Annotated in this window: 11 protein-coding genes; 8 read left to right on the top strand and 3 right to left on the bottom strand. The window is 43.6% G+C overall.

The features are described 5' to 3' along the window. Positions 1–42: 42 nt before the first annotated feature. Together hemB and hemC are read right to left on the bottom strand one after the other, a co-directional pair. Positions 43–1014: a porphobilinogen synthase gene (gene hemB, locus ACFGVS_RS14485; RefSeq protein WP_439699135.1), complete on the bottom strand. Its 972-nt coding sequence runs from the start codon at positions 1012–1014 to the stop codon at positions 43–45. A 558-nt stretch (positions 1015–1572) separates the two neighbouring features. Continuing rightward, a complete protein-coding gene (hemC, locus tag ACFGVS_RS14480) occupies positions 1573–3168 on the bottom strand; it encodes a hydroxymethylbilane synthase (RefSeq protein WP_439699249.1) in 1596 nt (531 codons plus the stop codon). Between the two features lie 294 nt (positions 3169–3462). Between hemC and ACFGVS_RS14475 the strand changes: the two genes are divergently transcribed. Further along, entirely contained in the window at positions 3463–4461 is a 999-nt protein-coding gene (locus tag ACFGVS_RS14475; protein ID WP_439699134.1) for an NAD(P)H-quinone oxidoreductase, read from the top strand. Here ACFGVS_RS14475 and ACFGVS_RS14470 read toward each other — a convergent pair. Then, complete coding sequence (locus ACFGVS_RS14470; protein ID WP_439699133.1) at positions 4446–5783, bottom strand: SGNH/GDSL hydrolase family protein; 1338 nt, start codon at positions 5781–5783, stop codon at positions 4446–4448. The two genes, ACFGVS_RS14475 and ACFGVS_RS14470, sit on opposite strands and share 16 nt — an antisense overlap. A 275-nt stretch (positions 5784–6058) precedes the next feature. On the opposite strand from ACFGVS_RS14470, the gene atpD reads away from it, so the two are divergent. The 7 genes from atpD (at position 6059) to leuC (ending at position 15598) form a co-directional block, all read left to right on the top strand. Next, positions 6059–7564, top strand: a complete 1506-nt coding sequence (gene atpD / locus ACFGVS_RS14465) for a F0F1 ATP synthase subunit beta (protein WP_090643183.1) — start codon at positions 6059–6061, stop codon at positions 7562–7564. Positions 7565–7668: 104 nt separating this feature from the next. Continuing rightward, positions 7669–7923 (top strand): ATP synthase F1 subunit epsilon, encoded by a 255-nt coding sequence (gene atpC, locus ACFGVS_RS14460; protein WP_090643187.1) that lies wholly within the window; start codon positions 7669–7671, stop codon positions 7921–7923. A gap of 512 nt (positions 7924–8435) precedes the next feature. Further along, positions 8436–10145: a dihydroxy-acid dehydratase gene (gene ilvD / locus ACFGVS_RS14455; protein WP_439699132.1), complete on the top strand. Its 1710-nt coding sequence runs from the start codon at positions 8436–8438 to the stop codon at positions 10143–10145. A 105-nt stretch (positions 10146–10250) separates the two neighbouring features. Next, a complete protein-coding gene (ilvB, locus tag ACFGVS_RS14450; RefSeq protein WP_439699131.1) occupies positions 10251–12005 on the top strand; it encodes a biosynthetic-type acetolactate synthase large subunit in 1755 nt (584 codons plus the stop codon). Positions 12006–12057: 52 nt separating this feature from the next. Further along, a complete protein-coding gene (gene ilvN / locus ACFGVS_RS14445) occupies positions 12058–12660 on the top strand; it encodes an acetolactate synthase small subunit (RefSeq protein WP_090643201.1) in 603 nt (200 codons plus the stop codon). Positions 12661–12884: 224 nt separating this feature from the next. Then, positions 12885–13943, top strand: a complete 1059-nt coding sequence (ilvC, locus tag ACFGVS_RS14440; protein WP_090644004.1) for a ketol-acid reductoisomerase — start codon at positions 12885–12887, stop codon at positions 13941–13943. A gap of 227 nt (positions 13944–14170) precedes the next feature. Next, complete coding sequence (leuC, locus tag ACFGVS_RS14435; protein ID WP_439699130.1) at positions 14171–15598, top strand: 3-isopropylmalate dehydratase large subunit; 1428 nt, start codon at positions 14171–14173, stop codon at positions 15596–15598. Positions 15599–15609 lie beyond the last annotated feature (11 nt).

The raw sequence follows: 15609 nt of genomic DNA, 5'->3' as shown, positions 1-15609 counted from the left end.
CAGCGTTTGTTTTGAATTTTGACTTTTGAATTTTGACTTATTTTAAAGCCATTTATTCTCCAAAACTTCCTTGGCATGATATGTCAATATAGCTGTGGCACCTGCCCGGCGGATGCTGGTAAGCACCTCGGTTATGGCGCGCTGCTCGTTGAGCCAGCCGCGTTGCACAGCGGCTTTTATCATGGCGTATTCGCCGCTTACATTGTAAGCGGCTACGGGTAGTTCGGTATTATCTTTTATTAGTTTTATCACATCCAGGTAGGGCAGGGCCGGTTTTACCATTAAAAAGTCGGCTCCTTCCAACTCGTCTAAGTTAGCCTCTATCAATGCCTCGCGCTGGTTGGCCGGGTTCATCTGGTAAGTTTTTTTATCACCAAACTTGGGCGCCGAATTTAAGGCATCTCTGAACGGACCATAAAAAGCGCTTGCATACTTGGCCGAGTACGACATGATAGAAACGTTGGTAAAGCCATTTTGGTCCAACACATTTCTGATATATCCTACACGGCCATCCATCATGTCTGATGGGGCAATAATATCGGCACCGCATTGTGCGTGTGCCAGCGCCATTTTACCTAAAACTTCCAGCGTTTCGTCATTCAATATTTCGCCGTTTTTAACAATGCCATCATGGCCATCGCTGCTATAAGGATCCATCGCTACATCGGTAACAACGCATGCCTCGGGAAAGTTCTTTTTTACCTCGCGGATAGCGCGCAGGTACAAGCTTTCTTCGCGGTAGCTTTCGGTCGCCATGGTATCCTTCAGGGCTTCGTCAATATTGGGGAACAAATCAAATGATTTTAAACCCAGCTTCATGCAGCTTTCAATTTCGCGCAATAAATTATCTACAGAATACCGGTAAATACCCGGCATAGATGATACTTCGCTTTTCTGATTCTCGCCATCAATAATAAACAGGGGGAATATCAAATTGGCCGCACTTATATGCGTTTCCTGCACCATTTGGCGGATTATTTCACTCTTACGGTTTCTACGTGGTCGTTGTAACATGTTATAGTTAATGCTCCGGTTTCCGGGAATTGCCTTTATGGCCGGAGGCACGCAAAGTTATATAAACCCAAACAATTATGGCCCCTCTAAACCTATTAAAGGTAATTTATGGCGTAAGGATGATTTTACAGAATTGTATAATACAAACAAAATATTCAGGGCTTCATCCCATCTAACTGTTTGATAAGCAATGGAAACCCATAAATTGATCATGACAATGGTGTTAGTAGCCGGAAATTCTGCTCCGGCTTCACGGCGGTGTGTTTAAACACATTAGTGTTGTGTCATGTATAAATTGACAATGAAAACATACTATTAAAATGAGCGGGAGTGTAAGCAAACATGGTTAACAAAGGTTAACATAATTTTGATTTATTTTGACTTAAATAGCTTATAATTAGTATTTTAACAAAAAATCATGGTTGACATGTGTTAACCATGATTTTTTGCGTTTTTCGTATTCTTCCGATATAAACTTAAAGTTGCTGCTGCAATACCATTTGTCAATTCATGCCTGACATGACACTACCTACATTGCCAGTGAAACATATTAAGCTTTTAACACCTGTTGGTTAAACAGGTTGTTCCAAAAACGGCTTCGGCTAAGCCTACTTCGTCGGGCGAAAAGGGTAATGTGTACCTGGTGCCCATTTCGTCGAATTTTTTGCCAGTTGATTTACCAATGGCTATTACCTGCTGGTTGGGCTCTAACAGGTTATCCTGGAAATAGGCCTCTACGTTAGATGGGCTGGTAAAAACCAGTACATCAGCACCGGTCCCTTCTACCTGCTCTTCAATTACAGTTTCGTAAACAGTAAGATCGATTATTTTGGTTTCGGCGGATAAGCCTTGTTGTATGCTGCGTAAAGAACCTTCGGCGCCGGGAAACAATACTTTAGTGCCGTTGGCTAATGTTGCAAAATCAGCCGCAACTTCGGCTGTATCGCCGCTTTCGCCAACGTAGGCTGCAAAGTGGCCGTTACGGCGCAAGGTATCTTCAGATCCTGAGCCCATTACACCAAATTTTACTTTATTAGACAGCTGCGGTTTCAGCGCAAAGAAATACTCTACCGCATTTTTACTGCTGAAAAATATCCAGTTGATATCTCTTAAAATATAAGGATCAAGCTTATTGATAACAGGTACGGTGCGGATAAGCGAACGGGCATCTATATTAATGCCATGTTTTTCCATCGCCTTGCGGAAATAGCTTTGCTCGGAAAGATCGCGGGTGATAAATACGCTTTGGGCCAGTTTACGGTTGGTATCAAACATGGCGACAACCTTTTGGGCAAGGCCATCAGTTGTATCCGATTTCAGGAATACCCTATCCGGGAATTCATCACCTTCATCGGCTTTTGAGGTAAATACCTGGTACACGTCATCCTCCTTGCGGCAATAGCAGCCCAGGGGCAGGTGACAGCCACCGCCAAACAGCTTTAATACGGTACGTTCAACAGCCAATTCCTCGGCTACATCCGGGTGGTGCAGTGCTTGCAGGGCTTCAAAAAGTTCCTGGTCGGCTTCACGTATCTGTATGGCCAAAGCGCCCTGTGCAGGTGCAGGGATCAGCTCGGCAGGGGTTAATTCCTCTACGTGAAATTCGCTTAAATCGATATTCAAGCGGCTTACACCGGCCTTGGCCAGCATAATGGCATCATACTTTTCATCGCGTAGTTTACCTATGCGGGTAGGTACGTTGCCACGTAATTCTTCTATCTCCAGGTCGGGGCGGTAGGCCAGTAACTGGGCCTTGCGCCTGTTTGATGATGTGCCAACAATAGCTCCGTATTTAACAGATAGCTTTTGATGCACATCTACACAATCTTTCAATATCAGCAACAGTTCAGATGGATCTTCCCGTTCTGAAACTGCTGCGATGATGAGTCCCGGAGGGTTTTCGGTCGGCAAATCTTTATGCGAATGTACCGCAAGGTCAATAGTGCCGGCTAATAATTCTTCTTCTAATTCTTTGGTGAAAAAACCTTTGCCTTCCAGCTTATCAAAGCTGAGGTTGAGGATACGGTCGCCCTGTGTTTTAATGATCTTTAACTCGGCGGTAATGTTGATGGCAGCAAGGCTATCTTTTACAAAATTGGCCTGCCACAGCGCCAATTCGCTGCCACGTGTTCCTATTATCAGTTTTCTGTCCAAAAGAATGATTGTTTGCAGCTGCAAATTTAATTTTTTATCAGCATGAAAAGGTACAACAACATCACGAATTTTTTCTGATTGCAACAATATGACGGTTAAGTGTGCGATTAATACCTTTTAACGCCATTTTTTTATTAAACATTCCTGCATTGATTAAAGTTATCTTTGAGTCTAAGTCTTAAGAACTAAGTCGCAAGTCCGAAGTATTGAATTTTCCATGTGAATTATCACTTTTGGCTTCAGGCTTCAGACTTAGCACTTAAGACTAAAACAGGAATACATCATTTCATCAAAATGAAAGCAGTTATTATAACCCGCCCCGGCGAACCATCGGTTTTACAGGTACAGGAACGGCCCCAGCCAGCTTATGCCGATAACGAAGTATTAGTTAAGGTTATGGCCGCGGGTATTAACCGGCCGGATGTTTTTCAGCGCAAGGGTAATTATCCGCCTCCCGCCGGCGCACCACAGGATATCCCGGGCTTAGAAATTGCCGGTATCGTTGTGGCTATTGGTACAACGGTAACCCATCTGATGGTTGGCGATAAAGTTTGCGCCCTGGTTTCAGGCGGCGGTTATGCCGAATATTGTAATGCTCCCGAAGAACAATGTCTGCCGATACCCGAAAATCTTTCATTTACAGAAGCAGCCTCGTTGCCCGAAACGTTTTTTACCGTTTGGAGCAATGTGTTTGATCGTGCAGGTTTAAAGGACGGCGAAACATTACTGGTTCATGGGGGCTCAAGTGGTATTGGCGTTGCCGCTATACAAATGGCCAAAGCGTTGGGGCATACGGTTTATGTAACAGCAGGATCGGAAGATAAATGTCGGTTTTGCGAGGCTTTGGGTGCGGCAAAGGCAATTAACTATAAAACAGAAAACTTTGCAGACGTTATTAATGATGTAACCGCAGGCAAGGGCGTTGATGTGATACTGGATATGATAGGGGGCGATTATACCGCGGGCAATATTAAATCGCTGGCTGTTGAGGGCCGGTTGGTGCTTATTAACACCATGAACGGCAATAATGTTCAAATTGATTTGGCACAGGTGATGCGAAAGAGATTGACTATTACCGGCTCTGCGCTGCGCTCGCGCGAGGTAGAATTTAAAGGTGCTATTGCACACAAATTAAAAACGGTTATTTGGCCACTGTTGGCATCCGGCCAAATCAAACCCATTGTAAATGCTGTTTTCCCTATTGCCGAAGCCGCAAAAGCCCACCAACTTATGGAAAGCTGTGGGCATATTGGCAAAATAGTGCTTGACTTTGGCGATCAGTTGGCGCTGTAATCTGATAGTTTGGCTTCTTTTAAAGCCGTGCCATACTTTGCGTTGGTAACCGCAACATACATATTGGCCAAAACGGCGTTGCCGCGCGGGCTTAAATGCACGCCATCTAAAGAAAATAAACCACCGGTTAAATAATTTGATGAAACAGGTATTCCTTGTATAACCATGCCACCTTTAACATTGTAAAAAAAAGTAAAGGCATCAAATAATGCCATCGATTTACTTAGCGCGGTGGCTTTAATATACTTGTTATAGGCATTGGTATAATCTTCAATAATAGCTATTTCGTTAGCGTCAAGCACCCATTTGTTTTCAATAGGCGCGTAAAGTGATAGCCCATAATATTGAACCCCATGTTGTGTTTGCACCGGTTTGCCTATCTGGGCAACATTAAGGCTTAACAATAATAGGTCTGCCGCAGTAGCTGTGCGCGTTTCATGATCATCCTGGCCGGCATCTGTACTTTGTTTTGCTTCAATATATAATTTATCAAATGCAGGGTTAATAAGTTTTGCCTTGTTTAATATATCGGTAAGCCTGTTGGTTGTAAAAAATGGCAGGGTGCTTACGTCAGGAATGGTAGTTAGTACACCTTTTGCACCGTTGCCTGTTAATTTATTGACCAGTGCTGCATAAGCGGCGTTAAATATTGTTTTGTCGGTAAGGGAATTCAGATTTACTCCGCCGCCTGCCGCGTAACCAAAAACATCGTTGATACCCAAATTAAGGGTGAAAAAGCCAAATGGTTTGCTCGTAACAAAATCAACATAGCTGGTATTATTCGCCGGGGCGTTAAGTGGCAGCAATCTTTCAAAATACCTGTTGGTGTTTCCGGCTTGTGTATTGGTTACATCGGCCACTTTTAGTCCGGCAACGCCAAAATTGTCATTATCGCCGCTGAACTTGCTTAGCAATTGTATGGTGCCCGAACCACTTATATTGATGCTTTCGCGAATAGCAGTTTTTAAGGTATCTCTTACAATCAGGGGCTGGCCGTTGGCGTCGGTTCCTTTTAGCTCCATAAAGCCGGTGCCGTTCATTTGCGCAATGCTAAACAGCGGCTGATTAAATGCTTTTAAACCCGCGCCTTCCAGGCTGCCTGCAAAAATATTGGGGAAAGAGTTGTAAATTGCCCAGTTATATAAGCCATCATTGGCGTAACCGGCAGTTTGTGAATCCCCGATGGCGATATACCGGGTGTAAAAGCCAACACTTGTGTTAACCGGGGTATTAATTTGTTTTTCGGGGTTGATGGAAGTTTCAAGCCGGCATGCCGAAAAAAACAGCAGTGTAGTAATAAGCAGGACGTGTATTAAGCGCATAATTTGTTTTTGGTAATTAATAGTATATATTTTTAATTAGGAGTTATTTTTACGAGGCAATTATTTGTTTTGTTGCGTAATACGACGAATATTTGGGCGATTATTCGGCGGGATTTTTTTTATTTAGCTATGCCACTTAAAAATCAGTTTCTAAATGTTGACTTTCTATTTTAAAATTGGGATAGAAACTTTATCTTTGCGCCTCTGAAATAGCATCTTATATTTTACAAGCAGGATACTATTAAAAAGGAAAATTCTTAAACACCAGGTTATATATGCCAAACATTGGAAAAATATCACGGATCATCGGTCCGGTAGTTGACGTAAGTTTCGCTGATGACGCTCATCTCCCTAAAATTTATGACGCGTTAGAGATCACGAAAGATAATGGCCAAAAAATCATTTTAGAAGTTCAGCAGCATTTAGGTGAAGATCGCGTACGCGCGATTGCGATGGATTCAACAGACGGATTGCTACGTGGCATGAAAGTTTTGGATTTGGAATCGGCTATCAAAATGCCAATTGGAGAAAATATTAAAGGCCGTGTATTTAACGTAGTAGGCGATGCTATCGATGGTATACCCGATCTTGACAAAACCAATGGCCGCCCTATTCACAATACTCCTCCGCGTTTCGAAGACTTGTCTACCGAAACTGAAGTATTGTTTACAGGTATCAAAGTAATCGATTTGCTGGAGCCTTATGTAAAAGGTGGTAAAATTGGTTTGTTTGGTGGTGCCGGTGTAGGTAAAACAGTATTAATTCAGGAGCTTATCAACAACATCGCGAAAGCTTATGCAGGTTTATCTGTATTTGCAGGTGTTGGCGAGCGTACACGTGAAGGTAATGACCTTTTGCGCGAGATGCTTGAAGCAGGCATTATAAAATATGGTGATGCATTTATGCATTCAATGGAAGAAGGTGGCTGGGATCTATCTAAAGTAGATACCGAAATGATGAAAGATTCAAAAGCAACCTTCGTGTTCGGTCAAATGAACGAGCCTCCTGGTGCACGTGCACGTGTAGCTTTATCGGGCTTAACCATTGCCGAGTATTTCCGCGATGGTGATGAGGATGGTAAAGGCCGCGATATCCTTTTCTTTATCGACAACATTTTCCGCTTTACACAAGCAGGTTCCGAAGTATCGGCGTTATTGGGCCGTATGCCATCTGCGGTAGGTTACCAGCCAACACTGGCAACAGAGATGGGTACCATGCAAGAGCGTATTACTTCAACCAAACGTGGTTCAATCACATCTGTACAGGCCGTTTATGTACCTGCGGATGACTTGACCGACCCTGCACCGGCAACAACATTTGCCCACCTGGATGCTACAACCGTACTTTCACGTAAAATTGCAGAGCTTGGTATTTACCCCGCTGTGGATCCTTTGGATTCTACATCACGTATCTTAAGCCCGGCTATTTTGGGCGACGAGCATTACAATACCGCTCAACGTGTTAAAGAAACTTTACAACGTTACAAAGAACTTCAGGATATCATCGCCATCTTAGGTATGGACGAGTTATCTGAAGAAGATAAACTGGTTGTATCACGCGCCCGTCGTGTTCAGCGTTTCCTTTCTCAGCCATTCCACGTTGCCGAGCAGTTCACCGGTTTAAAAGGTGTATTGGTTGACATTAAAGACACCATCAAAGGTTTCAACATGATCATGGATGGCGAAGTTGATGAGTACCCTGAAGGTGCATTCAACTTGGTTGGAAGCATTGAAGATGCCATTGAAAAAGGTAAAAAATTATTGGCAGAAGCTAATAATTAGTAGCAAGTATATAGTATCAAGTAGCAAGACTTATTTTAATCTTGCTACTTGATCTTCATAAATGTACTTGATACTTGATACTAACTACTTGATACTATAAAGAAATGACTTTAGAAATTCTTACTCCCGATAAAAAGATCTACGAGGGCGAAGCCACATCGGTTACCGTACCTGGTACTTTGGGATTATTTGAGATATTAAACCACCACGCGCCTATCATATCAACCTTACAGGATGGTAAGCTGGTTGTACGTGGAGGCAACGCCGGTAAAGAAGAAGTGTTTTTTATCAAAGGCGGCGTAGTTGAAGCATTAAACAATAAGGTCATTATTTTAGCCGAAGGAATTCTGCATAAATAAACTATACCCTTATTTTTCAGAAAAAACGTCCGGGTATAGCACCCGGACGTTTTTTTTTGAATGTTTTTTTAATAGGGTTTTTAGAGAATGAATTATAGGGAGTAAAAAGGCAGAAATATTTATGTCAAATGGCAAATTCAAAAAATAATGCAGTATCATCATCTGCATATCTGCACATCTGGAATCTGCACATTTAACAAACTTTTTTAGCCACCAACCCCATTTTAGGAAGAAAATCGGCAATTTACTATGCATGCATAAAATATGTACCGAATACCGTTTTGAACTTTGGTCTATTTTGTTAAAAATTATGTTCCTTTAAATATTATAAATACGTAATTTTATATTGTTAAAGTATGATATCAAGATATATTATACTTTTTGAAAAAATAAATCCTGACTATTGTTATTCGCGGTTGCTATATCTACCTTACGTTTATTGATTCAAGCAATCAAATAAACCTGGTCAACAACAAGAATAATTTATAAAGTTAGTCTACTAAAAAAATAAAATGAGTTCATCATCAGATACCACGGCGGCTATAGAATTGAATAAGTATAGCAAAACTTTTACCCAGGATCCAACACAGCCGGCTGCACAGGCCATGCTTTATGGTATTGGTTTAACAGACGATGATATGCGCAAAGCCCAGGTTGGTGTGGCAAGTATGGGTTACGATGGTAACACTTGTAACATGCACCTGAACGATTTGGCTAAGATAGTTAAACAAGGTATCTGGGATGAGGATATGGTAGGCCTGATATTTCATACCATTGGCGTAAGTGATGGCATGAGCAACGGTACCGAAGGTATGCGTTATTCTTTAGTGAGCCGCGATATTATTGCCGACTCGATTGAAGCTGTTACAGGTGCCCAATATTATGATGGCTTAATTACTTTGCCTGGTTGCGATAAAAACATGCCCGGTTCTATTATGGCCATGGGGCGTTTAAACCGTCCGTCAATTATGGTATACGGTGGTACTATTAAACCGGGGCATTGGAAAGGTGAAGACCTGAACATTGTATCGGCATTTGAGGCTTTAGGTAAAAGGATGGCCGGTACTATTGAAGATGTTGATTTTATGGGCATCATTAAAAATGCCTGCCCAAGCGCGGGCGCATGCGGTGGTATTTATACAGCTAATACGATGGCCGCAGCTATTGAAGCTTTAGGCATGAGTTTGCCTTATTCATCATCAAACCCGGCGCTAAGCGAAGAGAAAAAAGCCGAGTGCCTGGCAGCAGGAAAGGCTATCAAAATATTGTTAGAGAAAGACATCAAACCATCAGACATCATGACCCGCGAGGCATTTGAAAATGCTATGGTGATTATTATGGTATTGGGCGGCTCAACCAATGCAGTATTGCACCTGATTGCGATGGCCAAAAGTGTTGATGTTAAATTAACCCAGGACGATTTCCAATCGGTAAGTAACCGCATCCCGGTATTGGCCGATATGAAACCAAGCGGTAAATACATGATGGAGGATTTACACAACATTGGCGGCGTTCCGGCTGTAATGAAGTATTGTTTGGCCCAAGGCTGGTTACATGGCGATTGCCTTACCGTTACCGGTAAAACAATTACCGAAAACTTAGCAGATGTACCCGAACTGGAGTTTGATACACAAAAAATTATATGGCCGGTTGAAAAGCCTGTTAAAGCTACCGGTCACTTGCAGATACTTTACGGCAATATTGCCGAAGGTGGTAGCGTAGCCAAAATTACCGGTAAAGAAGGTACTCATTTTGAAGGCCCTGCCCGCGTGTTTGATGGCGAGTTTGAACTGATTGCCGGCATCCAGAGCGGCCGAGTCAAAAAAGGTGATGTGGTGGTTATCCGCAACGTAGGCCCTAAAGGCGCCCCGGGTATGCCCGAAATGCTTAAGCCAACATCGGCCATTTTTGGTGCTGGTTTAGGCAGCTCAGTAGCATTGATTACCGACGGACGCTTTAGCGGCGGTACACACGGTTTTGTGGTAGGCCACATCACCCCCGAAGCCTTTGACGGGGGCGCCATTGGCTTAATTAACGACGATGATAAAATTATTATTGATGCAACAACAAATACCATCAATGTAATACTATCAGACGAAGAAATGGCAGCACGTAAAGCCGCCTGGAAACAGCCCGCTTTAAAAGCAACCAAAGGTTTATTATACCGTTACGCCAAAACAGTTAGCTCGGCTGCTGAAGGTTGCGTAACAGACGAAATGTAGTAGCCCCCTAACCCCCTGAAGGGGGAACAGGAGCAAGGGAAAAAGATAAATAATTAAAATATACACTTAACACTCCCCTTTTAGGGGGGATAGAGGTCAAAAAATATGGAGACGCAGACAATAGTTCAGGAAATAGGTGAAACAGCAGAAGAAGCCGCAAAAACACCTGTAGTTGAAGTTTCAGGATCGGTAGCATTATTGGAGGCATTGATTGTTGAAGGTGTTGATACCATCTTCGGTTATCCGGGTGGTGCAATTATGCCCATTTATGATGCTTTGTTTGATTACAATGATAAGCTGAACCATATCCTGGTCCGCCATGAGCAGGGTGGTATCCATGCGGGGCAGGGTTATGCGCGTACGTCCGGTAAAGTGGGTGTTGTGTTTGCAACCAGTGGCCCTGGTGCAACTAACCTGGTAACAGGCCTGGCTGATGCGCAAATTGATAGCACACCATTGGTATGTATCACCGGCCAGGTTTTCGCGCATCTTTTAGGTACCGATGCTTTCCAGGAAACCGATGTAATTAACATTACTACCCCGGTAACCAAATGGAATTACCAGGTAACAGATGCCAACGAGATCCCTGAAGTGATTGCCAAGGCATTTTACATTGCCAGAAGCGGCCGCCCTGGACCAGTATTGATTGATATTACAAAAAACGCGCAGATCCAGCTGTTTAACTATAAAGGTTATACACCCTGCAATCATATCCGCAGTTACAGGCCAAAGCCAATAGTTAGGCCGCAGTATATACAGGAAGCTGCCGCTTTAATTAACGAAGCAAAAAAACCATTTATCCTTTTTGGCCAGGGCGTAATTTTGGGCAGTGCCGAGCAGGAATTTAAAGCTTTTGTTGAAAAAAGCGGGATTCCGGCAGCATGGACTGTTTTAGGTGCAGGCGCTATCCCAACAGATCACCCTTTAAATGTGGGTATGCTGGGCATGCACGGCAACTACGGGCCAAACGTATTAACCAACGAATGCGATGTGTTAATTGCCATAGGTATGCGTTTTGACGACCGTGTAACCGGCCGCCTTGATAAATATGCCAAACAGGCAAAGGTTATCCACCTGGATATTGATCCGGCCGAGATTGACAAAAACGTAAAATCGACCGTACCTGTTTGGGGCGATTGTAAAGAAACGTTGCCGTTGCTTACCGCCTTGGTAGATGAAAAACAGCATACCGAATGGCTTGCTAAATTCAATGAATACACCCGCCAGGAAGTGGAGCAGGTAATTGAAAAAGAACTTAACCCGACTACAGTTGAAATGACGATGGGCGAAGTAATTAAACAACTTAACGAAATTACCAAAGGCGAAGCAGTAATAGTAACCGACGTAGGTCAGCACCAGATGGTGGCCTGTCGTTATGCCCAATTTAACAACACCCGTAGCAACGTTACCAGTGGCGGTTTAGGTACTATGGGCTTTGCCTTGCCGGCAGCCATCGGTGCTAAATTTGGCGCGCAGCACCGCACTGTGGTAGCTATCATCGGCGACGGCGGTTTCCAGATGACCTGCCAGGAATTAGGTACGATCATGCAAAGCGGTATCGATGTAAAAATTATCATCCTGAACAACCGCTTCCTGGGTATGGTAAGGCAATGGCAGGAATTATTTAACTCGCGCCGTTACTCGTTTGTTGATATTCAAAGCCCGGATTTTGTGGCGCTGGCAGCAGCATACCGCATCCCCGGCAAGTGTATTGATGACCGTAAGGATCTTCCATCGGCATTAAATGAAATGCTGAGCAACAAAGGATCGTTCCTTTTAGAAGTAATGGTTACCAAAGAGAATAACGTATTCCCGATGGTACCGCAAGGTTGCAGTGTAAGCGAAATCAGGTTAAAATAAACGAAGCCTCACCTAAATCCTCTCCAAAGGAGAGGACTTGAAAATTAAAATCATGACCCAGGATACAGAAAAACAGGAATTTAATATCACGGTTTATACGGAAAACCAGATTGGTTTATTAAACCGGATAGCTATTATATTTACACGCCGTAAAATTAATATTGATAGTTTGAATACGTCTCCATCAGAGATAGAGCATATTCACCGTTTCAATATTGTGATCACCGAATCGGAAGATGTGGTACGCAAACTTACCCGCCAGATTGAAAAACAGGTAGAGGTATTAAAAGTATACTACCATACCAACGAAGATGTGATTTGGCAGGAAATGGCGTTATATAAAGTATCGACAGATGTAATTGCCGAGAAGGTAAGTGTTGAGCGTTTATTGCGCGAAAATGGTGCCCGTGCGGTTGTGATCCGTAAAGATTACACCGTGTTTGAAACTACCGGCCACCGCGAGGAAACCGATAACCTGATCAGTATTTTGCAGCCTTACGGCCTGATTGAGTTTGTGCGCAGCGCCCGTGTTGCAATTATTAAAGATAGTGACGGATTTAACCGTAAATTGCGCGAGTTTGAGCGCCTTGAACCGGGCGAAGACGTTATTGAGAACGAATATTTAAACCAGGGACAAAAAGTATTTACGATGTAAAGAGGAGGTGAAAGGCTAAAGCTGAAAGGCGAAAGGTCGGCCACCCAAAAACGTCATTGCGAGGCACGAAGCAATCCCGAACTATACAGGGCGGATATGCTAATCGGGGATTGCTTCGTGCCTCGCAATGACGGTTAAATTAGATAACCTAAAATAATTATAAAATCAAAATCGGTGAAATCACCTATAAAACGGTGAAATCCCAAAAAACAAACAATAAAACAATGGCAAAATTAAATTTCGGCGGTACCGAAGAAAATGTGGTTACCCGCGATGAGTTCCCTTTATCAAAAGCTCAGGAAGTACTAAAAGATGAAGTTGTAGCAGTAATTGGCTATGGCGTTCAAGGTCCGGGTCAGGCGCTTAACCAAAAAGACAATGGCATCAATGTTATTGTTGGTCAGCGTAAAGGCACAAAAACATGGGATAAAGCTGTAAGCGATGGCTTTGTACCGGGCGAAACCCTTTTTGAAATTGAAGAAGCTTTGCAAAGAGGAACAGTAATTTGCTACTTACTAAGCGATGCTGCACAAATTGCTTTATGGCCAACCGTAAAAAAACACCTTACTCCGGGTAAAGCATTATACTTCTCTCACGGTTTTGGTATCACTTTTAACGAGCAGACAGGCATCGTTCCGCCTGCAGATGTTGACGTATTTTTGGTTGCCCCTAAAGGTTCGGGTACTTCATTACGCCGTATGTTCCTGCAGGGCCGTGGCTTGAACTCAAGCTACGCTATTTTCCAGGATGCTACAGGCAAAGCGTTTGATCGTGTAATTTCATTAGGTATTGCTGTAGGCAGCGGTTACTTATTTGAAACCAACTTCAAGAAAGAAGTATACAGCGATTTAACCGGCGAGCGTGGTACGCTGATGGGCTGTATCCAGGGTATTTTTGCCGCTCAGTACGATGTATTGCGTGCAAATGGTCACTCACCATCTGAGGCTTTCAACGAAACTGTTGAAGAGTTAACCCAATCATTAATGCCATTAGTTGCAGAAAATGGTATGGATTGGATGTATGCCAATTGCTCAACTACAGCACAACGTGGTGCTTTAGATTGGTGGAAAAAATTCCGTGATGCCACTAAACCGGTATTTGAAGAATTATACAAAAGCGTTGCAACCGGCAAAGAATCACAACGTTCAATTGATTTGAACAGCCAGCCGGATTACCGCGAAAAATTAGACGCCGAGCTGAAAGAATTACGCGAAAGCGAATTATGGCTTGCCGGTAAAACTGTACGCAGCTTACGCCCTGAAAACCAGGTTGTAGAAGCGTAGGTTTAGTAGTAAGTAGTTAGTATCAAGTAGTAAGATTTTTGATTTGAAACTGGTACTAACTACTTGCTATAATACCAGTACTGTGTCAAAATCAACTCAACGACTCTCGTGTACCTGTCTTGACACTTGATACTTACTACTCGATACTATATGCCGTATCAAAATCAAGCTGACAGCTTACGCAGCGGTCTTGATACTTGATACTTACTACTTGATACTATAACACCATGGGACAAACATTATTTGATAAAATATGGGATGCGCACGTCGTCAGTAGCAACGAGGGTTTTCCGGATATTTTATACATCGACACACACTTCATTCACGAGGTAACCAGTCCGCAGGCATTTGATGGTTTGCGCACCAGGGGTTTACCTGTTTTCAGGCCAAAACAAACAGTGGCCACTGCTGATCATAACGTTCCTACAATTAATCAGCACCTCCCCATAAAAGAAGAACTTTCCCGTTACCAGGTTGATATGCTCACCAAAAACTGCAAAGAGTTTGGTATCGAGCTTTATGGTTTAGGTCACCCTTTTCAGGGGATAGTGCACGTAATAGGGCCCGAGCTGGGCATCACCCGTCCCGGTGGTACTTATGTTTGCGGCGATAGCCATACTTCAACACACGGCGCCTTTGGTGCCATAGCGTTTGGTATAGGCACCTCACAGGTTGAGCAGGTAATGGCCACCCAGTGTTTACTGCAATCGCGCCCAAAACGCATGAAAATTGAAGTAAACGGCAAGCTGCAAAAAGGTGTTGGCGCCAAAGATATTATCCTGTATATCATCTCCAAAATCTCGGCCGCCGGCGGTACAGGTTATGCAGTGGAGTATGCAGGCGATACCATCCGCGCTTTAAGCATGGAAGGCCGTATGACCATCTGTAACATGAGCATCGAAATGGGTGCCCGTTGCGGATTGATAGCCCCCGATGACACCACAATTGAATATGTAAAGGGCCGCGAATTTGCCCCTAAAGGCGAAGAGTGGGACAAAGCAGTAGCTTACTGGAAAACTTTATACTCAGATGCGGATGCAGCCTTTGATGAAGTATTATCCTTTAAAGCCGAAGATATTGAGCCAATGATTACCTACGGAACAAACCCCGGCATGGGCATTGGCGTAACACAACACGTTCCCGAAACTGCTTCGTTTGAAGCAAAAGAACAGGGATCGTACAAAAAAGCCCTTGAATACATGGGGCTGCATGATGATGAACAATTATTGGGTAAACCTATTGATTACGTTTTCATCGGCAGCTGCACCAACTCGCGCATTGAAGACCTGCGCCAGGTGGCCGAATTTGTAAAAGGCAAACACAAAGCAGATAACGTTACCGTATGGGTAGTCCCCGGCTCAAAACAGGTACAGGAACAAGCCATCCGCGAAGGACTTGACAAAATATTTGATGCCGCCGGCTTCCCGCTTCGCGAACCAGGCTGCAGCGCATGCCTGGGTATGAATGAGGACAAGATCCCGGCAGGTAAATACTGCGTATCCACATCTAACCGTAACTTCGAAGGAAGACAGGGACCTAACTCCCGCACCTTCCTGGCCAGCCCGCTAACCGCGGCAGCAAGTGCCATTACAGGGAAGGTGACGGATATACGGAGCTTTTTGTCTGAATCAGAATTTGCAGAATTTTTAAATTAACAGAATAAAAA

The sequence above is a fragment of the Mucilaginibacter sediminis genome (assembly GCF_051903035.1).
Classification (GTDB): domain Bacteria; phylum Bacteroidota; class Bacteroidia; order Sphingobacteriales; family Sphingobacteriaceae; genus Mucilaginibacter.
The sequence above is the reverse complement of the archived record's forward strand: the minus strand, read 5'-3'. Positions and strand labels throughout refer to the sequence as shown.